Below are 25776 nucleotides of genomic sequence, written 5' to 3'. Positions count from 1 at the left end.
CGACGCGGGTGGAGGCTGCCGAGCAGCAGCGTGACCTGCTCGCCGACATCTCCGAAGCCATCGGAGACCAGACCGTCCCCTGCAACGACCTGCCCGCCCTGCTCGCCCGGCTCGCCCCGAACTGGCGGCCGTACAAGAGCCTGACCGGTAAGCAGCTCCGCGAAGAACTCAAAAAGCTGGGCGTCAAGGTGCCCTCGACCGGTAACCGCTACCCGGTGTCTCCGGACCTCGTCCGCGAGGCGATCGCCTGCCGTGAGGACGTCGGAGAGCCGGGTTAAGTTAACCGCCGACCCCCTTGAAACCGCGCCCCCGAGGGCTTCCACAGCCCTCGGGGCGGGCGGCGTGACTCACCTGACTTCGGCCCGTTTCCGCAGGTCGGGACAGTTAACCCCGGCCTTTCCGAGCGGCTCAACGCAAATTACGAAGCTAACTCCTTAACTCCGATCTAGCCCCCGGGAGATGACCTCCGATGGACCCTTCGACCGCCCTCCTCATCGCCGCCGCCATCGCCATCGCGCTGTACCTCGCCGCCGCCCGCATCCCGCTCACGAAGTGCATGCGGTGCGGCGGCCGGGGCGTCCTCCGCTCGTGGCTGCTGCCGTGGCGGTTCCGGCCCAGCCCCCTCACGCCCCCAACTGGGGCAGCTCCCGCTGCGCCGGCGCCCCGTACAGCTCCCGGTACGCCTCCCGCAGCTCGCCCACCTCCGGCACGCCCCGCCGCTCCACCCCACTGATGACCTCGACCGCCCGCCAGTAGTTCGACGGCACTAGCAGGCCGCTCATCACGGCCTGCAGCGCCACATGCCCCGCCTCGCCAGGCTCGTCCGTGGACAGCAGCGCCAACGCCAAATCCAGCCGCGCCGACGCCGCCCGCCGAGGCCGCGGCCCGCCATCCTCCCGCGACTCCAGCCGCTCAAGCACCGCGCGCGCGTACGACACCGCGGCCGGATCACCGATCCAAGACAGCGTGGTCGCCGTGTACGCCTCGCTCTTAGCCGGGTCGTACCGGAAGTGATGCTCCGGCCGGTCCGGCATCGGCATGGGCGACACGATCTGATGCACCCTGTTGAGCGCCGCCCGCGTCTCCGGGCCACGCCCCATGCGCGCCCACGCCCGCCCCTCCTGCCCGGTCGCCTGTATGTACGCCGAGCTCGAGCGCGGGGCCACGTCCTGCGCGGCCTGAGACAGCACCATCGCCTGGCGGTATTCGCCCTCCGTCAGCGCCTGCCACGCCTCCGTCTCCAGGCACCACGCCCGGATCTCCGGATGCTCGGCGTGCTCGGCCAAAGACGCGGCCGTACGCAGCCGGGCCGCCGCCGCCGGATACTGCTTCAAGTCGATGTGGCAGGTGGCGCCCAACAGCGAAAGCCACCCGCCGGCCACCAGCAGACGGCGATGCTCAGCGAGCGTCTTGCGGCCGTCGAGGAGACGCGCCACGTACTCCAGGTGCCGCCGTACGCGGCCGAGAAGCTGCGCCGGAGGCGTGCGCGGGTATGCGGACGCCAGGTCGTCCACGGCCAGCTCTAGCCGCTCCAACGTCTCCCGGCCGACGTCGCTAGCTGCTGCCCTGCGCGCCAGCTCCATGGCGTCGATCTCGTCGCCGAGCTCGACATCCTCGTCCTCGCCGCCGAACAAGGCGCGCTCGCTGAGCCCGTACAAGCGGCAGTACAGCTCGGCGTACTCGTCGTCCGGCCGGTGCCTGCCGCTCTCGTGGTCGCGAATCCGGCGGACCATGCTCTCGTACGACGGCATCGGCCTGTCCGAAACCGCCGACAACTGCACGGCCAGATCACGCTGCGACCAGCCGCGCCGAGTCCGCGCGGTGCGTAGCCGACTCGCCCAACCTGGAACATTGCTCATCGCGCGCACCTCCGGACGTGGCCGGACACGGGGGATGTCCTCGTCCGCCTCCAGTGTCCTCTTCGCAGCCGTACCACGCGAAGCTGTCATAGGAGCGTGCGTTGGGACGACGCATTCGACGACCCATACCGCTTCGACGACCCCTACCGCGACACCACGCGGGTCACCGACCAGCGGACGCTCTACGAACGCGCCCAGGAACACGCCCGCGCGCTCGCCGAGCGGGACCTCAGAGCACGCCAACTAGACGTGCTCCGCAACACCTACCCGGCATGGACCGTGCACACCGAAACCGACGACAACGGCGCCCTGGTGTGGGTGGCTGGCCCTGGCGTTCCCCTACACGTCGGAACTCAAGCGCGCCGGGGTCTACCAGGTCGACGGACGCGCCACGCGGCCGGCCGGAGTTGACCCGGTACGGGCTGCGCGGCTGCCCGAAGTCGAAGAAGTCGCACCGTGCCGTCCCGGTTCCGCCGCACACGCCGGCCGCGATGAAGCAGCTCATGGAAGGCCGGTGGGTGTGGGGGAGGTGCACGTGCCCCAAGGTGACGCCGGACGGGCAGAAGACGCCGGGATCGGGTCCGTGCCCGGGGCTGATGTTCCCCGCCGCGAAGGGCGGCCCGCTGAACGACAACAACTTCCGCCAGCGGTATGGGAACCCGGCGGTGGAGGCGGCCCGGCTGTGCGGGAAGCTCTCGCCGTCGGTACGCGCATCTGGCGCCGGATGCCCACGACAAGATCATGGGTGTCTGGCGGCGGCGCGGCGAGTCTTCTGCCGCCCCGCGGGCGGTGGCGGAGCGTAACCATGGGTAGCCGTGGCCGGGGTCCGGAGTGCGGACGTGGCGCGCGACTGGAGCCGATTTTCCGAAATCTGGCGCACGTGTGGCGCACCAAAGCAGAAAGGCCCGGCCCCCGTGATGAGAACCAGGCCCTCTACCTGCACCTATACCGGTCGGGGTGGCGGGATTTGAACCCACGACCTCTTCGTCCCGAACCGAGATCGACCGTTCAACGCAGCGTGTACAAGCAATAGCTTTCTGTATAGAATCCCAGGTAGGAGGCATGATCGGAGTGTTACGTGGTTCTGTCGAGTGCCAGGTCGTGATGCAGGGTCCACTAACGCGACGCTAACGGATGATCAAGGAGGTAACTTGGGCTACTCGTTCAAGCGGATCGACTCGCGCGGTCGAGTTCGCTACACCGCCTGCTACAAGGACATACGGGGGAACGTCGTCTCCGCAGGCACGTACTCCTCCAAGCGGGCGGCGGACAAGGCCTGGCAGCAGGCCGAAGCCCGGATGGACCAGGGGAAGATCGGCCACCCCAGCCGGGGCAAACAGACCTTCGACGAGTACGTGAGGAACACCTGGCTCCCCAACCACCAGGTGGAGCCCTCGACCATGCAGAGCTACACGTACACGCTGAACAGGCACATCCTGGCGACCTTCGGACCGATGCGAATGGTCGACATCCTTCCGGAGCACGTCAGAGCGTGGGTCGCCAAGTTGAAGGACGACGGCGTCAAGGCACCGACCATCAAATACGCCAAGGTTCTGCTCAGCGTCATTTTCACGACCGCGCTCAACGACCAGGTGACGTACATCCACCCGTGCCGGGGTGTGAGAACGCCGACCGTCGCCGTGAAGCCCCGGACCGTGATCACGCCTGAGCAGTTCGATGTGCTCTATCAAGCTCTGCCCGACAACGACACCCAGTTGCTCGTCGAGACCGCGATCGAGACCGGGCTCCGGTGGGGAGAGTTGTCCGAGCTCCGAGTGAAGGACCTGAACACGAGAACCCGGATCCTGACCGTGAGCCGCGCCGTGGTGGAGGTCAACCCGAAGTTCCACCCGACCGGCGGTCGCTTCATCGTCAAGGAGTACCCGAAGGACAAGGAGTTCCGTCGGTTCAAGCTGAGTCGGCAAATGGTCGACAAACTTGAGGAGCACGTCAGGAACGCCGAACTGGAGCGCGATGACCTGTTCTTCACCTGGAAGCAAGTTCCGCAGACCCGTTCGCGCACCAAGGCACTTCCCGACGTGGACACTCTGGGCAGGACCAAGCCGAACGAGAAAGGCAAGACGTACAAGCACGGGACGTTGTCCGCCTACAACGCCGGCAAGTGCCGGTGTGAGCATTGCCGCGCCGCATTCGCCCTGTACAGAGCGAAACGCCGAGTCGAGGAGGGCAAGGACGACCCCCGCCAACCTCGACAGCGCGACACCGACGGCCATATCCCGAGCGACTGGTTCCGTCGACAGGTATGGAAGCCGGCGCTGAAGGAAGCGGAACTCGGCATCCACGTCCGTATCCACGACCTTCGTCATGCCCATGCGTCATGGCTGCTGGCCGGCGGCGCAGACCTCCAAGTGGTCAAGGAGCGGCTTGGCCATGCATCCATTGCCACTACGGAGAAGTACCTGCATACGTTGGACGACGCGGACGAGACCGCGCTGGACGCGTTCTCGAAGATCCGGAACCGGTCGGCGAGGTGAATGGAGCAGCTCAATAAATCCGGATCCGAAGGGGGTGAGCGGCATGACGCACAGTAACCGGGCAGTGCTTCGCATCCAACGCACAACAGTCGCTGGCGTCGGGTCCCTGGCGCTGATAGCGGCCGTGGTCTCCTTCCGCCACATGCATGAACTCTGCCTCCGCCACGGTGAGGATCAGCTGGCGGCGGTGCTCATCCCGCTCGCGGTCGACGGCACCATCGTTGTCGCCTCGATGTCCATCCTCCTGGCCAACCGGTACGGCTCCCGCGGCGGGTTTCTGGCATGGATCATGCTGTTGATCGGCAGTCTGGCGAGCCTGGGGGCGAACATCGCCGTTGCCGAGCCCAGCCTGATCGGCCGCCTCATCGCGGCCTGGCCGAGCGCTGCGTTGATCGGCAGCTACGAGCTCTTGATGGCCCAGATCCGCCAAGCACCTGCCGGAGAAGTCGCCGTCGTGCGGGACGACGCGACCGAGACTCGGGAACCTTTCGGCACTGATGCCCCGGAGGCCTTCGAAGAGACGGGGTCTCACGGTCGGCAGACGGGTGATCTCCGTCAAACCGCCTGGCACTGGGCCTTGGCAAATCGCCTGCCCGACGGAGAACTCCCATCGGGCAAGGTCATCGCTGAGCAGTTCGCGCGGAGTGCCCGGTGGGGCCGCTGGGTCAAACGAATAGGCCTTGAGGGGAAGTTCGGCGAGTACGATCACTCCACTACTGCATGAAGGTTGCGTCCATATCACGAGGCACCAGGACCAGAACAGGCGCTGCTTGGGGAGCGACGACGGTGCTAACCCAGTCGACTGGTGCGTCGATCGTGGAAGGGCAGCGTTGGTGCACGTGACTTCCGGGGTACCTATCCCTCCTCATCGCGAACGCCTTACTTACTGCTTCCAGTAGCAGGGCCTCATGTGCATGCGAGTTGTGTCCGAGAGGGGACACACTCGATACGTACATACCCTTCACAGCCTCCACCACCCTGGTTCTCCCAGTTGGGCAGGGGTGAGTGGCGGAGGTGGAGATTTGTGCGGTGCGCGGCATCCCGCGCACGATGATCGCCGGTGTCTCGTTCCTGGCCGTGGTCGCGGCGGTCGTCTCCTTCCGCCATACGCCGACACCTTGTGCAGGGAGGGCAATGAGTTCGGCTGCGGACCGTCGGAGCGGCACAACATCCTGAGGCCTTCGCTGCCCAAGTGCCCCATGGCATGGCTGCGACGCTTCACTGGAGAACCGTCCCGTTACGGGGACGGTTCAGCGCGATGGGATCAGAGTCCGGTGGAGGTCCTCCCTGAGGCGTTCCTTCAAGGTGATCGGGTCGTCAGTGTGGTGGTGTGCGATACGGATCGTGGGGGTGCCACAGCGCATCCAATGCCGATCGCGATCTTCGTCGTCGGCTTTGCGAGTGACGCCGTAGTGATGTGGCCCGTCGACTTCGATGATGACCGCACGGCTGTTGCCGATGACCACGAAGTCGGGGCTACGGACTCTCGTATCCCGAAGCTTGGCGGAAGGGAGCGGCAGGATAGCGATGGACTGCCTTGGCTGGCTGTCACGCTGGATTTCAGTCAGGACCTGATAGACAACGAGCTCGGCCCTGCTGGCGAAGACCATCCCGTCCATGGTGGGGTAGCCCTCGTTGATTCCTCTCTCGCGTCGTGCCTGATTGCTGGGAGCTGGGGTGGTGGCCAGTTGCCGCCAGTTCTGCGCAACGGGTGGGAGCGGGAGAGGAGCCGCCTCGATTACCAGCGACATGACGTCTTCACGCTCTAGCTGCTTGAGTACTGCACCCAGGTGCTGCCATATCGGCTCAATCACTGCGGGGGTGAATTCGGTGGCAAGCGAGGGAGCTACGGTAAGAACCGCCTCGTATGTATCGGATGTCCAGTTGTCGCCAGGGGTCGGGTGGTAGATACCGCCATCTCGGCGAAGGGTGAGGGTCGCCTCTCGCAAAAGATCGCGAGCAAGCCCGTGGCCGTCTTCACCGAGAAGGTAGTGGATCCGACCGAGTACGAAGTCCAGCTTGCTGGCGTCGTCGTCCCGAAGTGGCAGGGGAATGACTGGGCCTGCAGCCTTGCCAGTCGCGATCGGCTCATAGATAGGCCGGCCGGACAAGAATTGGCGAGCCCGCAGAGCCCATCCATCCGGCGCCAGGAGTCGATTCAACTCATCGACCTGGCGTGCGGCTCGATCGACATCGGACTGCACCTCGGGATGGACTAGACGTGCCAGAAACGCCAGGAGAACCTCGTCCGGACCATTGAGGAGCTGCAGCCGGGGATCCTCGAAGATCCAATCATCCTCCCAGTCGAAGTTGTTGAACCGGTGCTGGATGATGTCGCCTCGAGCTGAGGTGTACCGAGGATCGCTGGAAGGCAACGTGTCCAGATCGTAGAGGCCATCCAGGAAGGCGATCTCGTCCAGGCGTCCATACCACGGCTCAGTCGCGCCACGAAGATGATCGAAGAGATCGCGTCGTGTAACCGCTGTGATCCTCGGCTGGTCGCTGTCCTCGGACGGCATTGCGGGAGTGATCATCCTGAACCGCCTCTCCTTTCGTCGATCATGGCAGTGGGCCGGCAGAGGCTGCGGACGGGAGCTGGATCGTCGGCTCAAGCAGCCGAGACTCTTCGGGCTGTGGGTTCGGCAAGTTCAGGGAGACCCCATGGCGTGGGGACGACCGGCATCGAGTCACTAGGCCATCTGGCTGGCATGAAAGCGTGGAAGTGCTCTTCGCCCTCCGGCTGAAGCTTGACGACGCAACCCTTGGCCGACCCGGCGTCGAGCGCCTGCGTTACTTGGTCGGCATTGACGGCGATCACACGTGTGTGGAACAACATCACATCGCCGATCTCGAGTTCGTGACCAGCAATCTCCATGGTGCACTCGGATAGATCCAACCGGATGCTCTGAGGGTTCCCCGAAAGGATGAGGCGGAGTTCATTGCTCTCCGAACCCGTGAGAGTGGCCGTCAAGCACCGTGCCATCGGATGAACGGCGCACTTGCCTTCGACCAGCAGTCTCACCATGCGTAGAACGGCCCGCTCGACGCCGGACAATTGGACAGGCACCGGAAAGAAGCTGTCGCAGTGGCGTTGGACGATATCCAGATCCTCAGCCAGTTGCTCGCACCGACGAACCTCATCCAGGTGGGCGCGAACATCCGAGGAGTGATCCTTCGCGGTGAAACTTGCCACCCCCAGGCGCTGACCATTCAGGTAGATCTCTCCCGTGCACGTCTTGTGTAGCTGTTTGATGAGCCGCATCGCGCGGAGCAGGTCCGCCGGGTTGGCTTCATCCACCTTGTATGCGTACGAGAGAGTGGCTGGCCGCTCCTTGTCATAGGGAAACATGAAGATCAATTCGGCCACGTTGTAGAAGGTGGCCTTGAGACAGCGCCCCTCATAGCCAGCGTTGCCGTGTTGAACCTTCGCGTGGTGTGAGGCCAACCGGCGGCCGGTGTCGTCGAGGACCCTCAGCTCCAGACGAACGTCTTGGTCGCTTGCCAGCGAACTCGGGAGCAGCTCTACGTGAACGTGTTCCACCGTCTCACTCAGCCATTCGGGACCCGTGATGGTCAGCCGCTCAACAATCTCCGCTGGCAACACGACCTTCTCATCGGTCCCATACCCGAAGGTCCGTCGTATCTGTTGGCTGAGCGCCGAGTCCTCCCCCAGGGAGTGCTCCACAGTGAGCTGGATGGGGCTTCTCTCATGTGCGCGCGGATGCTTGGCACGAAGGGTGCGAAAGACTTGGTCACCCTGCCTAGAGAAGTCGAACGTCCAATCCTCATCGCACTGGTCCACGACCTTGCCGAGATCAAGGACACGGTGGTCCAAGTCGCTGGGGCCGCCAAGTAGGAAAGCCCTCTCCTGGTTCAGGATCTTGACATTCTCGATGAGGGGATCGCGCTGGTAGTGGGCCTCGAGATCCGGAAGGTCGATCATCTTTGCGTCGAGCTCCACGCGGCCCATCACGGAGACTCGAACGTCATGACCGATCTTCAGCTCGTCGATGAACTCCTTCTCGTTGGGCGTGAGATTGCATGGAACGACCAGCGTCCACTCGTAGGGGCTGTGCTCCATTGCGCGCGCGAAGGAGTCTTTGATCTGGCGTCGCCTGGTGCGGTTCTCCTTAGGGAAGCCTTCGGGGAAGAACTTGAGTTGGAAGATCCGGACGCGGGATCCCTGAGTGACCACGATGTCGCGGCCCCCATCGCCGCCCCGTCCATCCACGACCTCAACCGTGGCAGTGTCGGAGTACATGCGGTGGACAATGGATTCCACTATCCGGTCGAATCGCTTCTGCTCCAGGAACTTCCACTCGATCGCCATAGCCGCCTTCCCTGAGGTCGTTCGGAACAGTTCCAAACACGGGAGAGATCTGCATCCCGAAGGGTCCCAGGTGTCGGCTCTCTACTGCAGCCGACACCTCAGCCGCGTCGCCGTTCGCATGCCCGCTGATCTCAACAGAGCTGCGAGTCGGATACCGCCACCAGACGGGCCATGTTACGCCCGGCCCCCGACAATTAGGGGCACCTCGAAATGAGATGGGTGACGATGACGTGGCATTGATGCCGGGAGCTCGGTAAGTGGCCAGCTCTCCCGTGAGGTACATCACCAGTATGATCGGTGGCGCCTCAGCCAACGGGTCGGGTGAGCTCGGGCGCGGAAGTGACGCAGTACCAGACGATGACGCCGAACTCCAAGTCCGCGAGCTCCCCTCCGGCCCTACGGCGCGGACGGACTCGACAGCGTCAGGTGGTCAGCGGGGGATCGCGACGACGCACACTCACCCTTGGGTGCCGAAGGAGCCGTCATGCAGGCCGCCGTTGTGTCGCCCGCGTCGCGCGGGCGACACCGGCCACCCGCTGGACCGGGTCGCTTTCACCGGCGGCATCCGCGAGGCGATGGTGCCCATGGCCTATGCCTTGCAGCTCAACCGGCTGGCCGGCCCGTTGCTATTCGAGACCTCGCATGAGATCGCGGCCTGGTTCGGCAACGACGCCTCGGCCCTGTGCAGCACGCAAGCGCGTCACGCTGGTGGGATAGAACAACGGGGGCAACCACTCCTCCTCTTCAATTGCGGCGGCTGCTTAATGCGCCGGACGCGATCGATCGCTCGCGCAGTTCCCGCAAAGAGACCGTGTTTCCCTCAAGGTCAGTCACCTTCCAGAGCCGCATGCCGTTGCTGCTCTTGGTGTTACGGATGATATTAGCTGCGTCGTCCACCTTGGTGTAGGTGACGCCGGTGCTTTTCAGCGTCACATATCCCGCCGAGTCGATTTCAGCCTCATAATCGACGCCCTTGTGGGTGAGAACTATGGGGGTACCAGGCCGGATGATTCCTGCGGCGACCATGCCGGCAAGATGGGTGTTCAGTCGCCTACGCGGCCGTTGTGGACGTGGCGCTTGGATAGCGGATGACGTATTGAAGGGGTCCTTATAGTCGGGAAGATACTTCTGCTCGATGCCGAGCTTCTCTAGTGACCAGATGTGTGAGCAGAGCCGTAGATACAGCTCTTGCCTGACCTTGATCACCTCTTCCATGGACGCCCCGGGCTTGAACGGTCGCAGGAGTTGGGCGAGGTCGTGGGATTTGGCGAATTCGTGCAGGCGGGGGAAGTTGGAGTGGTAGTCGCGATCGAGTACGCCGACAAGCACGTCCTGTCTCCCGTATCTCTTGACCTTGTCATCAAAGGGCATGGCGCCCAAGCTCGCATTGTCTCGGTCGGGCAACAGCACGAGCCCGCCGAACTGGTTACGCAGCGAGCGGAAGCGGACAGGGTCGGACACCTCCGCGCTGTGCCGGTCGGGTTTGTTGGCGAAGAGGTGCTCGATCTGGTAAGGCCGGTTGTCGCTCAGATATTCGGCGACGTCGCCGCGGCGACCGCAACCCTCCTGTGCGTAGGCGGTAAGCCGAGCCAGCAGGTATTTGATCTGGTGACGGTTCGTTCCACGGAGCCCGAACCCATCCAGAACGATAGCTTCGTATTCTTCTCTCGCGATTTGCTCGGCCAGGACCTGGCTGACATCGCTGGCGGTCTGGCATTTTCGCAACCCGGGGAGGAGGTCGCGCACGCAACCCATGACGTCAGGCGCCTGTACGGGGAGGTCGTTCAGGATGCGCAGAACGTACCAGCGGTCGATGTAGGCCGCGATGCGGCGGGCTTTGTCCTTGGCCACCACCAGAGGCTCACCAGGACGAATTGCGGCAAGAATAGCGATCATCTGCGCGTGGAGGCCGTTTTTGTCGTTGAAGAAGATTTCCTGCAGATCCGGTTGAAGGGTACGGCTGGCGTGCAGGAAGGTTCGGTGGAGCGTGGCCAGTCCGAGAAGCGTGTCGACGAAGGCGTGGAATCGTTCTGGCTCGGTGAGGCCTAGGTGGGCCTCGTTTCTGCGTACCCAGAGATTGAGCGCCCTGTCGATCTCGCCCATGTCGTCGATCCCGTCATCCAGGCGTGCGTACCTGCCCTGCAATGCGGCCTTGACGAAACGGGCTGGAGCGATGGGATCGTCTCGTGTTGTCGTCAGCTCAGCCAGCATCCGGCGCCAGCCCTCGTTGAGCTTGGTCTCGTCTTCACCGACGTTGGCCAGCAGATAGCTCTTGACGAGATCGATGGGGGTAAGCCGCGCGCCTCGGTCGTTCATCGATTCGAAGATGCGGAAGGCGTTGCCGCTGTCGGGCGCGCGGATGCCGGCAAGCATGACGCGGTTGAGCAACCAGTTCACAAAACGGGTGTAGTACTCCGAAGGAATCTCTTGGAGCAGGATCTCGACGTCCTGGCTACGTCGCCAGAGGTTGCGTACGGAGAGGGAGTCAGCCTGGGAGGGCTCGTAAGGCCGCTCCTCGAAGAGCGCGTCGAGCACCCTGGCACGTTCCTCGATGTCGATGCGGTAGCGCGGTCGGTAGCTGTCATAGCGTCGGATGACTGGTCCGAGCATCTCCGTGATGGCTCGTTCGTGTTGCTGTCTGCCGATGGTGTGCAGCTGTAAGAAGATCAAGTGCAAGGTCGTGAAGCGCTGCTGCCCGTCAACCAGGGAGCGTAGATCGTGTCCCTGTTCGTAGTAGACGAAGGGACCGAGGAAGTACTGAGGTGCCAGGTGGGGCTTCCTGCGGAACTCGCGAGCATCGGCCCACTCGAAGAAAGCCTCACGTAGATCGGTGAGGAGTGTCCGTACCTCCTCCTCGCTCCAGGCGTATTCGCGCTGGTAGTAGTCGATCGTGTAGAAGGACTCCTCGAATAGTTGCTTCAGTGACAGATTGCTGACCGAGATGTCCGTGGACGTCAACGTCGTCACCCTCGCTCTGATGTGTAAGCGCTCGCGGAAATTCCATTCAACAATCGCAGAGCGCCCTTGGCGACGGGGTGCCGAGATTCGTCGCGGTTACTGGACGGTGGGGGCGGTCGCCGAGTGGGTTGGGTGGAGCGCACTGTCATCCTCCGTGATATCGGACAGGCCAAAACCTATATATGTGCTGCGTTTGGGACGTCGGATCGATAACGGGCCGTCCCGGCCGCGCTATGTAAGGAAATGGAAGGGGCTAAAGTGCCTTCGAGGTGGGATTGCGGTGGGCGTGTCGGGTGGCATGAGTGCTGCACCGGCAGGATGGAGCAGGGGTGATCAGTGAGTTTCTTGGACCGTTTCAGACGCGACCCCAGCCCACCGCCCGTGACGGCTCCGCCAGCGGCACATGCTCATGACTCGTCTCCTGTTCGGCGCGGCCGCCACGCGATGCACGCTCCTGCCGCTCCTGCGTTGCAGGCACGTTCTTACGCTCCCGCGGATCCGTGGCTACCCCCAAGGACGAGCATCACCATCGCGGGCTACAACATCGTCGGCGGCCTGCTCTATGTAGGCCCCGAATTAGCCGCCGCGTCGGGATACATGGCAGATCCGGCGCTTATCAACCCCGCACTGCCTGTTGACCTGCGTCAACCGGACTGGGGCGGGCAAGGGCTGGACTATTGGCCGTCATACGGCGACATTCCGCCGCAGTCCAGGGCCGCCTATCTGGCATGGCTCGCGGATGGGCGGCGCTTCCCGCAGGCGCCGATCGGTTACGTGTTCCTCTACTTCTACGGGCTGGAACGCCGAGTGCTGCACGACCTGCAGCGGGACCGTTCCACCGCAGCGTTCGAGCTGCCGATCATCCACCACGAGGTACGCCGTCTGCTGGACATCTACGGAGGTCACAAGGCTTTCAGGCGCTATGCCGGACAGTTCGAGCAAGTGTTGGACCTCCTCACCACCGGCGCGCCCGGATCAGGCCCGGCCCCTGTCCCCACGCGCGACTACCCGCCCCCGCTGCGCTTGCGAGCCGGCCTTGGCGCCTTCGCGGCACAAGGAGCACCTATCCCTGGTCAGTGGGCGCTGACCTGGATCCGCTCACATCCGGACTACCACCCGCGTACCCCTGCCACACGCTGCGCGGCCGAATTCGACGCGCTCTTCCTGCAAAGGTACGCCGCGCGTCACGGCCACGGACTTGGCGTACGGCCTGGGCGTAAGGAGGTCACGCTGGATTACCGGCCTGCCAGCGCCGGCTTCCGCGGGGTTGCCGAGCTGACTCTGCCCGGCATCCCCGACGTGCTGGGGCTCGCCGCGCCGACTCGAAAACTGATCGCGCTGGCCGACGAGTGCACCTCGGATCTGGAGGCATACAGCCGCTACCTCGGTCGCGTTCCGGACGGGCAGGCCTCCGTCCAGGCTCAGGCGTTGCTGCCGGCCGAACTGGTGAACCTGTCCAGCGGCAGCGCTGGACAGGCCATCGCATGGGCGCGCCATCGGCTGGGCGCGCACGATGTTGCCGTCGTCCCAGTGGGTGAGTTCTCCGCTTTCATCTCCTCGCCCCAGGACGCCAAGCCAACCAAGAAGGACGTCATCGCCCTGGCTCAGGTGCTGGGCAGAGCGGGTGTCGGCATCGAGCCCGACCCGCGCTTGGGCGGCGCGGTGCTCACCTCGGGATCCATGGTGTTGTTCGCGGCGCCGGAAGGCCCCACGGCGGCGGCCTCCGACGCCTACCAGGCCGCCACGTTGCTACTCCACCTCGCAGCAGCGGTCAGCACCGCCGACGGAAACTTCGACGAGACCGAGCAGCGCCACCTGAGCGATCATCTGGAGCGGGCGCTGCACCTGACCGCCGAGGAACGGCGGCGCCTGCACGCGCATCTGCGCTGGCTCACTGTCACCCCGGTCAAGCTCGCCGGACTCACCAGGCGCATCGGGGGCATCGACGCGGCCCAACGCTCCTATGTGGCGGAGTTCCTCACTGCCGTGGCCGCAGCCGACGGCCGCATCTCGCCGGCAGAGGTGAAGACCCTCACCAAGATCTATCGATTGCTGGAGCTCGATCCCACACTCATACCAACCACGAACATGCCTGCGCCGGCGACCGAACCGATCGTCGTCCGCCCGGCCCAGCCAGAGCCGGGATACGCCATCCCACGGCGGACCGCCGCACCGATCATCCAACTGGATGAGGCGGCGATCGCAGCCAAGCTGGCCGAGACCGCGCGCGTCGGTGCGCTGTTGGGCTCGATCTTCGCCGAGGAGGAGACCCCGCCCGCGGCCACACCGTTACCCGCCGCCGCGCCTGTCGCTGGGCTGGACGGGCAGCACTCCGGGCTGGTTCGCGAGCTGGCCACCGCAGAGCAGATCTCGCGTGCACAGTTCGAGCAGGTGGCGGCGCGCTGGAAGCTCCTGCCTGACGGCGCACTGGATCGGATCAACGAGACCGCCTACGAGCTGGTGGGCGAGCCGCTGCTGGATGGGGACGACCCCATCCGAATCGACCGGAACCTGCTGGGAGAGATACTGACGTGATACCGACCGCGATCCGCCCCCGAGAGCGTGACGCCCTCCTGCAGTCCCTGCGCGCCGGTGTGGTGCCGCGCATCGGGCAGCGCCACATCCAGGTAGGACGTGAGCCAGAGGTGAAGGCGCTGGTGAGCGACATCGACCGCATCGCCGACGGCGGATCTGCCGTGCGGTTCGTCATCGGCGACTTCGGCGCGGGCAAGACCTTCTTCCTGCATCTGGTGCGTTCGATCGCGATGGAGAAGAAACTGGTCACGGTGCACGCGGACCTCAACCCGGACCGGCGCCTGCACTCGAGCGGTGGCCAGGCTCGCGGCCTCTACGCCGAGCTCATGCGCAATCTGGCCACTCGGGCGAAGCCGGACGGGGGAGCACTCAGCAGCGTCGTGGAGCGTTTCGTCTCAACGGCCCTGGCCGAAGCCCAACAGACCGGAGTCGATCCGTCGCAGGTCATCCGGAACAGGCTGGCATACCTGAGCGAGATGACCGGCGGCTACGACTTCGCCGAAGTCGTAGCCGCCTACTGGCGTGGCCACGACTCTGGGGACGAACAGCTCAAATCCGCAGCCGTACGCTGGCTCCGCGCAGAGTACTCCACCAAGACCGAGGCCCGTTCGGCGCTCGGAGTGCGCACGATCATCGACGACGCCACCGTCCACGACCACCTGAAACTGATGAGCAGCTTCGTCCGGCTGGCCGGCTACGACGGGCTCTTGGTGTGCTTGGACGAGATGGTCAACCTCTACAAGCTCGCCTCCACTCAGGCGCGCAACTCCAACTACGAGCAGATCCTGCGCATCCTGAACGACACCCTTCAAGGCACTGCCGCCCATCTCGGCTTCGTCTTCGGCGGCACCCCGGAATTCCTCGCCGACACCCGCCGTGGGCTGTTCAGTTACCCGGCCCTGCAATCACGTCTGTCCGAGAACACTTTTGCCACCGGCGGCCTCGTCGACTACTCCGGCCCTGTCCTGCGCCTGGCCGCCCTCACCCAGGAAGACCTGTACGTCCTGCTGGCCAAGCTGCGCCACGTCCAGGCTGGTGGCGACACCTCCCGCTACCTGCTGGCTGACGACGCGCTGGCGGCGTTCATGCACCACTGCGCGAACCGTGTCGGCGAGGCATACTTCCGCACACCGCGCACTACCATCAAGGCGTTCTGCGACCTGCTGGCCGTGCTCGAACAGAACCCCGGCGTGGACTGGCGCCAAATCCTGCCCTCGGTGGAGCTGACGCCGGAGCACAATCCCGACCTGTCGCCGCTCGATGAGGACTCGGCGGAAGGACCCGGCGATGACAACCTCGCCTCCTTCCGGCTCTGATGCTTTCGAACGGCTCCATCCCAAGGTCCAGCAGTGGATCTGGCAGCAGAACTGGCGGGAACTGCGCGAGGCTCAGGAGGTCGCCGTCGCGCCGATCCTGTCCGGCGACCGCGACGTGCTCATCGCGGCAGCCACAGCGTCGGGCAAGACCGAAGCCGCCTTCCTGCCGATCTGCTCGTCACTGACCGAGCAGCCGGAGACCGCCGGGTTCGCTGCCATCTACATCAGCCCGCTCAAGGCCCTCATCAACGACCAGTACAGCCGGCTCGATCAGCTGTGCGACCACCTGGGCATCACGGTCTCCCGTTGGCACGGCGACGTCGCCACCTCGTCCAAGAGTAAGTTGCTGGACCATCCCCGAGGCATCCTGCTGATCACCCCGGAGTCGCTGGAGGCCATGTTCGTCCTGCGCGGCTGGAAGGTCCGCGACCTCATGTCATCCGCCCGCTACCTCGTCATCGACGAGCTGCACTCCTTCATCGGCACCGAACGCGGAGCCCAACTGCAGTCACTGATGCACCGCCTCGACCTCGCGGCCCGCCGCCGTGTCCCCCGCATCGGCCTGTCAGCGACACTCGGAGACATGGGCAAAGCCGCCGACTTTCTGCGCCCAGGAGCCCGCGACGACGTCACCGTGATCATCTCCAATAGCGATGCGCAAGAGCTTCGCCTGCAGATACGCGGCTACGTCCAGACCGCTCCAACGCTCGACCCCCGCGCCCGCGCCGCCCACGAAGCCCTGGGCGAGGAGGTCAGCGCAGAAGACGTCGCCACCGGAGACCGGCTCGCGATCGCCGACCATCTGTTCGCCACGCTGCGCGGCTCCCACAACCTCGTCTTCGCCAACTCTCGCGCCGCCGTTGAGGACTACACCGACCTGCTCAACCGACGCTGCGAAAGCGCCCACGTACCGAACGAGTTCGTCCCCCACCACGGCAACCTGTCGAAAGATATCCGCGAACACACCGAGACCCGGCTCAAAGACCGCACCCGGCCGACCACCGCCATTTGCACCTCCACCCTGGAGATGGGCATCGACATCGGCGCTGTCCACTCCATCGCGCAGATCGGCGCACCACCCAGCGTCGCGGCATTACGACAACGTCTTGGTCGCTCTGGGCGGCGCGGCGGGCCGGCCATCCTGCGCCTGTACGTCAGCGAGCCCGAAGCCACCCCGACCATCCATCCGGCCGACGAACTGCGCGCCCAGCTGGTACAGGCCATCGCCACCATCGAACTGCTCCTGCGACGCTGGTACGAGCCCCCGGCGGCTGAGGCCATGCACCTGTCCACCCTGGTCCAGCAGCTCCTGTCTCTCATCGCCCAGCACGGCGGCATCACCCCGGCCGACGCCTACCGAACGCTGTGCGCGCAAGGCCCCTTCCGTGCCGTGGACGCCCCGACTTTCGCCATGCTGCTCCGCGACCTCGGGACCGCGCAGCTCATTCGGCAGGAAAGCGACGGCCTGCTGCTGCACGCCGAGGTGGGGGAGCGGTTGGTCAACCACTACACCTTCTACACCGCCTTCGCCGCCCCCACCGAATATCGGATCGTCACTGAGGGCCGGACACTCGGCAGCCTGCCCATCGAACAGCCGCTCCCCGAGGGCAGCCTGCTCATCTTCGCCGGCCGCCGCTGGCGCATCCTGACCATCGATACCCACGCCAAGCTCATCGAGGTCGCCCGCGCCTCTGGAGGCCGGCCGCCCCGCTTCACCGGCACCGGACCACTTGTCCACGACCGCATCCGCACCACCATGCGCCGCATCTACGAAGAGATCACGATCCCGCCCTACCTCGACGCAACCGGACAGGTCCTGCTCGCTGAGGGCCGCGCCGCCTACCGTCGGCTAGGTCTGCATGACAACCCGCTCGTCGGTTACGGCAACGACACCCTGCTCTTCCCCTTCCGCGGCGACGTCATCATGACCACCCTCGCCCTGGCCCTGCACACCCATGGCGTCGACGTTGTCCGCTACGGACTCGCGCTGCTGATCAGTGACACCTCACCACAAGTAGCCGCCGGCCTGCTGACGAAACTCGCCTCGGATGGCATCCCTGACGCCAAGGACCTGGCGGCGCTGGTCAGCGACAAGCGAATCGACAAGTACGACGACGTCATCGGCGAGGAATTGCTCACCCGCTCCTACGCCCGCCGGCTCGACGTCACGGAGACTCAGCAATCCATCACCGCTCTCGCAGCCGTGACCGGTTGCGCAAGACCCGCCAGCGTGGACACGCCGACGAACGTCGCAACACCGCCCCATCGACACCGCCTGGGCACGTTGCCCTTCGCCGTCCTGGACATCGAGACCACCTCCCTCGACGCGCGCAAGGCTCGCATCGCCGAAATCGCGATCATCCGCCTGCACCCCGACGGCAGCGAAGATCTCGCCTACTCCACCATGGTGAACCCTGGAACTGGGCCGGGCCCCACACATATCCACGGCCTGACCGAAGGCGATCTAGGGCCTGTACGGAGTTGAGATCAGAGGGATTCGCCTGCGCTTGGCCTCTGTTCCTGGTAGGCCATCGCCATGGCGCGTGGAGACCTCACCGACGAGGAGTGGTCGTTGATCGAGCCTCACCTGCCGCTGGGTGAGCGAGGCCCGATCCCGGACCTGCGGAAGCAGTTCAACGCGGTGATGTGGCGGTTTCGCACCGGCAGTCCGTGGCGGGATCTGCCCGCCGAGTACGGGCCCTGGTCCACGGTCTACGACCGATTCCGGTCGTGGGCGATGATGGGAGTCTTCGAGCAGCTGATGCAGGCGATGATCGCCGAGGCCGCGGCCCGGGGGCAGGTCGACCTCGACCTGGTCAGCGTGGACTCCACCACGGCTCGCGCCCACCATCACGCCGCGGGGATGGTCCTGGACGGTGAGCTTGCTCAGGCGCTGGAAGAGGCCGTCGAGCAGGAAAAGGGGCTGCGCCAAAGGGGCAAAACACCCTCGACGGCGACTCTGGCGAAGACCTGAACCACGCCGGACGCCGACGGGTACGGCTGCGGCGCAGGATCCGGCTGAAGGCCGCCGCGCTGGGCCGCTCGCGGGGCGGGCTGACCAGCAAGGTGCACCTGTCCGCCGAGCGGCGATGCCGTCCCCTGTCCTTCGTCTTGACACCAGGCCAGGCGGGAGACAGCCCGCAGTTTCGCGCCGTCCTGGAGCGCATCAAGGTCCGCCTGGCCGTCGGCCGCCCGCGCACCCGCCCGGGTGCGGTGGCCGCCGACAAGGCGTACTCCTCTCGCGGCAACCGCGTCTACCTGCGCCGGCGCGGCATCAAGGCGGTCATCCCAGAGAAAGCTGACCAGGCGGCTAACCGCAAGAAGCGCGGCTCTCGTGGAGGCCGCCCGGTCAGTCATGATCCCGATCTCTACAAGGAGCGCAACACGGCGGAACGCTGCATCAATCGGATCAAGGAGTGGCGTGGGCTGGCCTTCCGTTTCGACAAGACGCCCAGAAGCTACCTGGCCGGCCTTCATTTACGCGGAGCCGTCTTGTGGATCCGGAGTCTTCAACCGATCTGAAGATCCGAAGTCCGTACAGGCCCTAGCAGCGGCACCACACTTCCCGCAGATCGTCGGAGATGTGGCAGCCATGCTCGCCGACGCGGTGATCGTTGCCCACAACATCCGCTATGACAGCGAAGTGCTCAGCGCCGAATTCGCCCGTGCGGGGTTCGCCCCCGACAACCTGATGACCCTGTGCACCCTGGACCTGTCGCGCAGCTTCGGGCCGTCGCTGCCCTCCCATCGCCTCGCCGACTGTGCCGCTGCCGAAGGAATCGACAACGGCACGGCGCACCGAGCCGAAAGCGACGCCCGTACCTGCGCCAAGCTGCTACAGATCTATCTGGCCCGCGCCACGGCACAAGGGCTGCAGTGGTTAGACGAAGTCGGCGTCTCTGGACAGCTTCCAGCCCAACCGTGGTGCCCTGCACCTGCCTCAGGCAGTGTCCGACGTCGCGCAATGCCAGGGTGACCTCAGCCCGCTCGGCCAAACGGCTTCCAGCTTGGATCTCCCCTTAACCGCTGCCAGGCCATTGAGATGATCAGACATCGAAGTCGAAGGTTAGCTGCTCTGTGTCAGGAGGGGCAGGAGCGGAGGCAAGCGCGCGGATGGCGGTTTGCGTCTCGGCGTCGTCGATGTCTTTGAGGACCGGAAGCGCGGAGCCGACCAATTCTTCGATGGGGAATGTTGCGCTGGTCTGGCCGAAGGCGGTCAGGCTCGAGAAATCACAGATGATTCGCCTCCCGCTGGGGAGCACCAGCGTAGCCCGATGGATGAGGACGTCAGGGCTCTCGGCAAGCTCTATGAGCCGCTCGTCGTTGATGACGTTCTCCATGCCTCGCGAGGCATAGGTGATGACGCGGTCTCCAGAACTCAGCTCGAGCTGCCCGATGTGGACCGGCTGGTGGAGGCTGCGCTCGCGGAGGCGGGACACGGCTATGCCCTGCCGCTGTTCGGCTCTCGGTAGCTGGTCAACGGTGTTGGCGGCGATGTACAGGCTCCAGTCCTCGCCACGGAGGATGAGGCAACCGCGGGAGATCAACCATCGTGGTACCTGGGTGATGTCGGCCTCATCGACTCTGGGAGGTTCGTGCAATAGGCGCATGGCTTTGCCAGTGAGCCTGTCGGCATTGGCCGCCACCAGTCGTTGTAGGTTGGCCGACGGATCGCTCAGTGCCAAGCGGGAAAGCTGATCAAGGTTGATCGTGCGTCCGATTCGTCGCCAGAACTGCGGATCGTCGGCGGTCAGATTGTCGATGAGGAATGCCACGTCCTCGTCCGTCAGGCGTCCGGAGAGGTCTCTTCGCCCTGGGAAATCTGCAGGGCGGGCGCCATGGCCCTCCCAGACGGACTGGAGAACCCGAGTCATCCGGCTGGCTTGGTCGTCTGTGAGCAGGTCGGCAATCAGGTCGGTGGCGCTGCGGGTTGGTGCGGTGATGCCTCGCTCCGCTCCGCGGAAGCCCTGGTCCGTGATCGTCGTGGCGTTCGTGGCCTGTTGCCGGCCGAGGATGCCTCTGCCTCCCCGGAGAATCGCCTGGGACAGCAGACCGATTGCGGGCCGTTCGGGCTCGCGTGCCAACTCCTGCACACCGAGGGGGTCGGTGACGAGTGTGTCGGTGCTCTGCGCAGAGTTCTGCAGGTCGCTTGCTGTAGGGAGGGCGGTGGCCTGCAGGGTGACGATGATGGGATGGCTCTGCCCGACGATCTTGACGTCTTCCTCCAGCCACGCCGGATGTTGATTGGCCCTTAGGAAGACGAAGCGTTCTCGCTTTTCGGCGGGCCATTTGACGATCATGTCGGGGGCGATCGTGTTGTTGAAGTACTCGGTGTGTTTTATCCGCAGGCCTCGCTCCATGCCTTCTAGTTGTCTGCTGACCGCTGTTTTGATGCTGGACACCCGGGCGCCTGGTTCTGGCTCCCCGAGTGCTCGGTCGATCGCCGCCACGAAGGATTCAGTCATGGCCGGTGCAACTCCTCGGCGAGCATCATGCTGACGACATCGCGGTAGTGGTTCTCCGCAATGATCAGGTTTTCTTGCTTGTCGCACAGAGTTATCAACCAAAGGCGGTCGGCGACATCGACGAGGAGCTTCTCGTCAAGCAGACGCTCGGCTTCCTCTCTGTCGTCAGTATTGAAGATTCGCTGCCGCTCCTTAAGCACTGCGTTTTTCACGCTGGGGACGCTCGGGTGGTGGTGCCACTTCTGTGCCTGAAAGGGCGCCCAGGAGATCCACATGAAGTGGTCGCAGCGCGTGGGTTTGGCCTGCAGTGCCACATAGCACTTGGCGAGGAACGACTGGTAGTGATGCGGGAGGTCGTATTCGGCGCGGTAGCCCTTGACTTCGGCGACGAACATCCTCCCGCTGAGCTCGTCTCCGCGGAATCGGCCACCTATATCGAACGAGAAGGGTTTGTCCCAGTACGGCCAGTCGAACTCAAGCATCTCCTTGAGTCCAACGTCCTCATTTGTCCATGATTGCGCTACGCGGGTGGATGATTCGAGCCAGCGCTTCGCTCGACGAAGCTTCAGTATTCCCTTGAGTTGCGCATCCTCACCCGCCACAGGTGAGAGATTAGATCTGCTCTCGCTATTTGATAAGAGCTTCACGTGATCACGATTGCGTAACTCTCGCGTGTGCCCCGAAGTCGTGTTCGAGAAATGGCTCGCAAGTCCGGTATGGATCCCATCGTTTGAGCCGCGAGACTGCTACTGGCGGCGTTACCTTGATCGCGCATGCATGAGATCCAGCACGGCTTGGGTTTCTGGGGAGCATCTGACGCCTAGAGCGTCGAGGCGCGACTTCAGGTGCGTGGCGCGCAGGCGGGCTTCGTCTGTGCGGCCGAGGTGGAGGAGCAGGCGGATGGCTGATCTGGTAGCGCTTTCCATGTCGGGGTCGAGGGTGGTGGCCTGGTCGTAGATCTCAAGGGCGCGTTCGTGGTGGCCGGTGCGTTCGTGGAGGGCGCCGAGTTGGAGGAGGGCTTTGACGCTCGCCACGGTCAGGGGCCAGCGGTGGTCTTGGTCGAGCCAGTCGTAGCGGAGGCCTTGGCCGAGGCGTCCTCGGCATAGGCCGGCGACCGCTTCCAGGGCGGCTGTCTTCGTCTGCTCGTCGGTGGCGGTGCGGGCGTCGGCGAGGGCGCGGTGGAAGGTCCAGAGGTCGACGTCGATGTGCTGGGCGGCGATGCGGTAGGTCTTGCCGGCGCGTTCGATGAAGGTGGCTTCCTTCTCGCCCAGGCCGGAGGCTTCGCGTAGGGCGGCGCGCAGGTCTTTGAGTGCGGCGTGGAAGCGGTACCCGGCCAGGGTCTCGTCCAGTTCTGGCCAGAGGTGGTCGCAGATCTGTTCGCGGTCCAAGCCCTTCGGATGTACGGTCAGCAGGACGAGGAGCTCCAGGGCTTTGGTTCTCCTGGAGAGGTCAACGGTCTTGCCGTTCACTTCGAGGGAGGGTTCGCCCACGATGCCGAAGCGCACCGGTTGGGCCACGGGGCTTGGTGGCGGAACGGCTGGCTCGGCGGGCGCCGGTGCGGGTTCCTCGGTCGGCATGCCGTTGCCTGTGGCGAGGGTGTGGAGGAGTGCGTTGGCGGCGTCCTCGGTGAGGTGGAACAAAGTGGCGTCGCGCAGGTCATCTGCCAGGTTGCCCGTGGTGTCTGTCACCCGATGGTTCTGATCGATCTCGCATGTGGTGCCGGAGGTGGAGTGGCCGGCCAGTACGGCGCCGACGCCGAAGGCGGATGCCAGGCCCATGAGCTTGTCCAGGTACGGGTGTGCTTCGGCGGAGCAGGCGGTCAGCAGGAGAGCGGGTAGGGGCTCGCCGGGTTCGGCTTGGCGGAGCTGCGGGATGTCGTCGGCCTCGGAGTCCCGGAGGATGCGGCGGCGGGCGACGAACTGCTCCTCCAGGTGGTCGATGGCCTTGTCCAGCGTGGCCGTAAGGCGGAGGCCGGGCAGGTGGGGGACCAGCGTGGAGACGGACTCGCCGAACCACCGTACGGCGTCGGCTTCCGGCATGACGATTTCCGCGCGGTGCTGGTCGGCCTGGGTCAGGAGGTCCAGCACGATGGCGCGTACGCAGTCGTCCGCTCCTGGGCCCGTCAGCGCCAGGTTCAGTCCCGACAACGCGACGGAGATGGGCTCGTCGCTGCGGATCCCGGCCTTGAGCATGACCGGAGGGTCGATTGTGAACGCGGATGTGACCAGCTCGAAGTCCTCCGGCGGAGCTTCCTCGGAGTCGGCGCAGGAGCGGATGTGTGCTTGTTCCAGGGCGCGTACGGCCGGCGGGTGGGGCGTCGGCGCCGGCAGGCTGACGGGCTCCTCGACGGTAGGAGCGTTGAGGCGGCGGCGGTAGTGGAGCCGGGCGGAGGCGAGCGCGACGGCCACACCCGCGGCGAAGGACAGTGCCATCATCCCGCCGTCAGGGAGGACGACCACTGAGGTTGTTGTCCTTGCCGCGGCTGACTGCTGTACCTGTGGAGACGGCTCGACGCTGGGCTGGGCAGGAGTGACCTCGCGGTGCGAGGCGCGATCGAGGCGTGTGCGATCGCGCGGTTCTGGCTCCCGTCTGGGCAGCATCAGGCGCCAGCCGGATTCCAGCACACCGGGGTTGGTCAGGCGTGCCCCGTCGGGCTGAGTGCGGCCTTTGTTCAGGCGGAAGATCTCCTTGTAACGGTTGCCGTCTCCGAGGTGCCGCTCAGAGATTTCCCAGAGGCTCTCGCCAGGCGAAACGGTGTGTGTGCGTTCAGAGCTATGGGCTTCTTTGCGGGCATCGGCGGGAAGGCGCAGGGTCCAGCCCGGCCGGAGCCAGTCTCCTCGGGTGAAGGTCTGGCCGTCGTCCATCGTGCGACCCTGGTTCAGCGTGACGATCTCCCGGTACCGCATGGGATCTCCGAGCTGTTTCTCCGCGATCGTCCAGAGGGTGTCGTGTGGCTTGACCACGTAGCTGGTGTACGCCTTCGCGGTGGAGCCCTGCGGCTCTGCGGCGGGTGGGGGACCGGGTGGCGCGGCAGGAGTGACGGTCACTGCTGCTGCCGGAACCATGCCGCGAGGTCCTGCGGCAGGGGCGGTCGCCGCCACGACGATGGTGGTGATCAGGTAGGCGGCCAGCCGCTGGAAGGGCATGCGCACCGGGCTGCGCCGGGCTCGGACCGTTTCCACCAGTTCCACCACGACGGCACAGGCGAACAACGCCCAGCACGTCCACACGACACCCAGCAGGAGCGCCTTCACCACGACCGGCTCTCCTGGCGTAGCCAGATCGTCGAGCGTGGGTACGTCCACGGGCCAGAAGAAGGTCAGAAGGACGGCAGGAATGCCGAGCAGCAATCCCGTGAGCACCACAACGGCACCGGCCTTGGCGAGGATCGGGTGACGCAGCCCGTACATCTTCATGATCGTCCTTGCTCGATACCGTGGAACATGCGCGCCGAGGCGCCGGCAGTGGCGGTCACGCTGTCGATGCCGATCAAGGAGATCAGCGCGGTCGGCTTGGACACCGTGACCGTGACGCGCACCTGGTTACCTGTCGTGGAGACGGTGCCGGTGTGACCGGCGGCCGTCAGGTAGGCGCGGGCGGCAGATAGTGCCTGGGCGGTGTCGATCTCGAACCGGCCGCTGGTGTAGGCGCGTGCGGTGTTCATCTGTCCGGCTCCGGCGCGGGCGGCTTCCTCGGCCGCAGCGTACGCTTCCCGGTACGCCTGGATCTTGGCGCCGCCGTCCACCATGAGCCCGGCGCAGAGCAGCAGCGCGAAGGCGATCACTGCGGTGAACACCGTGACCGAGCCCCTCTCGGCGTTCACGGCTGCTCTCCTCGTGCGCGGTAGGGGTCGATCGGGCTGGTGAAGCTGCTGGTGATGGTCTTGGTGCCGGGGATTCCCGGTACGGCGAGGTCGGCCAGCTCCACCTCGCAGGAGACGCGGGCGACCACCGCAGCCGGTCTGCCCAGGGGTGCGGACAGGCCCGTGGTGTCCACGGTCACCGACGGCGTGCAGGCCAGACCTTCACGAGCGAGCGCCGCCCGTGCGCTCGTCACAGCAGCCGATCGCGCGGCGGCTGGATCGCGGGCGATGGAGGCTTGCCGGGCGGCGTCCCGCGCGGCAGCGTCGAGGGCGCTGTGGGCGAGGGCGACGCGGCCCAGCCCGATGACCATCAACAGCAGGGTGATCAGCGCCGGTGCGATGATCGCCATCTCCAGGGCTATCGATCCGCGCTCGCGCGTCATTCGGTGGTCCATCTCTCGATGGGAGCGCGGGCGACCTGGGTCACGGTGAGGTTCAGCAGGGGGACCAGGCTGATGGCCTGGCCGCTGACCGACACCTCGACGGTGTTCGCGTCGCGCGTTATGGCGACCTTCGGATGGGTGAGGAACGAGCCGCCTGCCTGGCGGATGAAGCGTTCGGCCGTCGCCTGCCCCGCCGACAGGCTGGAGTCGAAGGCCCGCCCCGCGCGCAGCCCCTCTTGGGCGGCGGCCATGGCGAGGGTCCTGGCATGGAACCACAGCGCGGTGTTCAGGGTGAGCAGGACAAGCAGGAGTACCGCGGGATAGACCAGGGCGGCCTCCAGCGTTGCTGATCCTCGCTCACGTCCGCTCATTTGATCTTGGCGAGCTGCTCGTTGACGACAGAGGTGATCTTCGTGCCGACGGTGACGGCCAAGATGAAGAGCACGGCAGCGATGATCACCCATTCCACGGTCGAGGCGCCGCGTTCGGGGTCCAGGCCGCGCCGTACGGCATGGCGGTTGAGCAGCAGCTCCAGCCGCACGGCACCGGCGAGCACGCGGTTACGGATCATCA

At 65.2% G+C, this 25776-nt stretch carries 18 protein-coding genes and 1 pseudogene; 8 read left to right on the top strand and 11 right to left on the bottom strand.

What is annotated here, in order from left to right; translation table 11 throughout:
- Nucleotides 1–8: 8 nt before the first annotated feature.
- Entirely contained in the window at nucleotides 9–278 is a 270-nt protein-coding gene (locus ACGFIM_RS16970) for a hypothetical protein (RefSeq protein ID WP_393200998.1), read from the top strand.
- Between the two features lie 345 nt (nucleotides 279–623).
- On the opposite strand, the gene ACGFIM_RS16965 is transcribed toward ACGFIM_RS16970, so the two are convergent.
- Nucleotides 624–1751 carry a hypothetical protein gene (locus ACGFIM_RS16965; protein ID WP_393200996.1) on the bottom strand — a complete coding sequence of 376 codons (1128 nt, stop codon included), beginning with the start codon at nucleotides 1749–1751 and terminating at the stop codon, nucleotides 624–626.
- Between the two features lie 1259 nt (nucleotides 1752–3010).
- On the opposite strand from ACGFIM_RS16965, the gene ACGFIM_RS16960 reads away from it, so the two are divergent.
- Nucleotides 3011–4354: a tyrosine-type recombinase/integrase gene (locus ACGFIM_RS16960; RefSeq protein WP_393200994.1), complete on the top strand. Its 1344-nt coding sequence runs from the start codon at nucleotides 3011–3013 to the stop codon at nucleotides 4352–4354.
- A gap of 43 nt (nucleotides 4355–4397) precedes the next feature.
- Nucleotides 4398–5078, top strand: coding sequence for a DUF2637 domain-containing protein (locus tag ACGFIM_RS16955; protein ID WP_393200992.1), 681 nt, complete (start codon nucleotides 4398–4400; stop codon nucleotides 5076–5078).
- Nucleotides 5079–5604: 526 nt separating this feature from the next.
- On the opposite strand, the gene ACGFIM_RS16950 is transcribed toward ACGFIM_RS16955, so the two are convergent.
- The 3 genes from ACGFIM_RS16950 to ACGFIM_RS16940 all read right to left on the bottom strand — a co-directional run bounded on the left by ACGFIM_RS16950 (nucleotide 5605) and on the right by ACGFIM_RS16940 (nucleotide 11642).
- A complete protein-coding gene (locus ACGFIM_RS16950; protein WP_393200990.1) occupies nucleotides 5605–6888 on the bottom strand; it encodes a hypothetical protein in 1284 nt (427 codons plus the stop codon).
- A gap of 74 nt (nucleotides 6889–6962) precedes the next feature.
- Nucleotides 6963–8684 (bottom strand): hypothetical protein, encoded by a 1722-nt coding sequence (locus ACGFIM_RS16945; protein ID WP_393200988.1) that lies wholly within the window; start codon nucleotides 8682–8684, stop codon nucleotides 6963–6965.
- Nucleotides 8685–9428: 744 nt separating this feature from the next.
- A complete protein-coding gene (locus tag ACGFIM_RS16940) occupies nucleotides 9429–11642 on the bottom strand; it encodes a DUF262 domain-containing protein (protein WP_393200986.1) in 2214 nt (737 codons plus the stop codon).
- 468 nt (nucleotides 11643–12110) lie between these two features.
- On the opposite strand from ACGFIM_RS16940, the gene ACGFIM_RS16935 reads away from it, so the two are divergent.
- The 5 genes and pseudogenes from ACGFIM_RS16935 (at nucleotide 12111) to ACGFIM_RS16915 (ending at nucleotide 19469) form a co-directional block, all read left to right on the top strand.
- Nucleotides 12111–14177 (top strand): TerB N-terminal domain-containing protein, encoded by a 2067-nt coding sequence (locus ACGFIM_RS16935; protein ID WP_393200984.1) that lies wholly within the window; start codon nucleotides 12111–12113, stop codon nucleotides 14175–14177.
- On the top strand, nucleotides 14174–15493 hold the full coding sequence (locus tag ACGFIM_RS16930) for an ATP-binding protein (RefSeq protein WP_393200982.1): 1320 nt from the start codon (nucleotides 14174–14176) through the stop codon (nucleotides 15491–15493). Before ACGFIM_RS16935 ends, ACGFIM_RS16930 begins: the two co-directional genes overlap by 4 nt.
- Complete coding sequence (locus ACGFIM_RS16925; RefSeq protein ID WP_393200980.1) at nucleotides 15465–17978, top strand: DEAD/DEAH box helicase; 2514 nt, start codon at nucleotides 15465–15467, stop codon at nucleotides 17976–17978. Before ACGFIM_RS16930 ends, ACGFIM_RS16925 begins: the two co-directional genes overlap by 29 nt.
- Before the next feature lie 51 nt (nucleotides 17979–18029).
- Nucleotides 18030–19015 (top strand): annotated as a pseudogene (locus ACGFIM_RS16920) (IS5 family transposase).
- Nucleotides 18915–19469 (top strand): PolC-type DNA polymerase III, encoded by a 555-nt coding sequence (locus tag ACGFIM_RS16915; protein WP_393200978.1) that lies wholly within the window; start codon nucleotides 18915–18917, stop codon nucleotides 19467–19469. Before ACGFIM_RS16920 ends, ACGFIM_RS16915 begins: the two are co-directional and overlap by 101 nt.
- A gap of 70 nt (nucleotides 19470–19539) precedes the next feature.
- On the opposite strand, the gene ACGFIM_RS16910 is transcribed toward ACGFIM_RS16915, so the two are convergent.
- From ACGFIM_RS16910 to ACGFIM_RS16880, 7 genes are all read right to left on the bottom strand, one after another.
- Nucleotides 19540–20958, bottom strand: coding sequence for a hypothetical protein (locus ACGFIM_RS16910; protein ID WP_393200976.1), 1419 nt, complete (start codon nucleotides 20956–20958; stop codon nucleotides 19540–19542).
- Nucleotides 20955–21560, bottom strand: a complete 606-nt coding sequence (locus ACGFIM_RS16905) for a hypothetical protein (RefSeq protein WP_393200974.1) — start codon at nucleotides 21558–21560, stop codon at nucleotides 20955–20957. Before ACGFIM_RS16905 ends, ACGFIM_RS16910 begins: the two co-directional genes overlap by 4 nt.
- Before the next feature lie 156 nt (nucleotides 21561–21716).
- Nucleotides 21717–24374: a LysM peptidoglycan-binding domain-containing protein gene (locus ACGFIM_RS16900; protein WP_393200972.1), complete on the bottom strand. Its 2658-nt coding sequence runs from the start codon at nucleotides 24372–24374 to the stop codon at nucleotides 21717–21719.
- Entirely contained in the window at nucleotides 24371–24781 is a 411-nt protein-coding gene (locus tag ACGFIM_RS16895; RefSeq protein ID WP_393200970.1) for a pilus assembly protein TadG-related protein, read from the bottom strand. The genes ACGFIM_RS16900 and ACGFIM_RS16895 overlap by 4 nt, the downstream gene beginning before the upstream one ends.
- Nucleotides 24778–25203 (bottom strand): TadE/TadG family type IV pilus assembly protein, encoded by a 426-nt coding sequence (locus ACGFIM_RS16890; protein ID WP_393200968.1) that lies wholly within the window; start codon nucleotides 25201–25203, stop codon nucleotides 24778–24780. The genes ACGFIM_RS16895 and ACGFIM_RS16890 overlap by 4 nt, the downstream gene beginning before the upstream one ends.
- Nucleotides 25200–25574 carry a TadE/TadG family type IV pilus assembly protein gene (locus tag ACGFIM_RS16885; protein WP_393200966.1) on the bottom strand — a complete coding sequence of 125 codons (375 nt, stop codon included), beginning with the start codon at nucleotides 25572–25574 and terminating at the stop codon, nucleotides 25200–25202. The genes ACGFIM_RS16890 and ACGFIM_RS16885 overlap by 4 nt, the downstream gene beginning before the upstream one ends.
- The gene (locus tag ACGFIM_RS16880) at nucleotides 25571–25774 is read right to left on the bottom strand and encodes a hypothetical protein (RefSeq protein ID WP_393200964.1); all 204 of its coding nucleotides are present in this window, start codon (nucleotides 25772–25774) and stop codon (nucleotides 25571–25573) included. Before ACGFIM_RS16880 ends, ACGFIM_RS16885 begins: the two co-directional genes overlap by 4 nt.
- Nucleotides 25775–25776 lie beyond the last annotated feature (2 nt).

Origin of the sequence: Nonomuraea sp. NPDC049309 (genome assembly GCF_043196965.1) — a bacterium.
GTDB lineage: Bacteria > Actinomycetota > Actinomycetes > Streptosporangiales > Streptosporangiaceae > Nonomuraea > Nonomuraea fastidiosa.
Note: the sequence above shows the minus strand (reverse complement) of the source record. Positions and strands in the feature narration are given on the sequence as shown.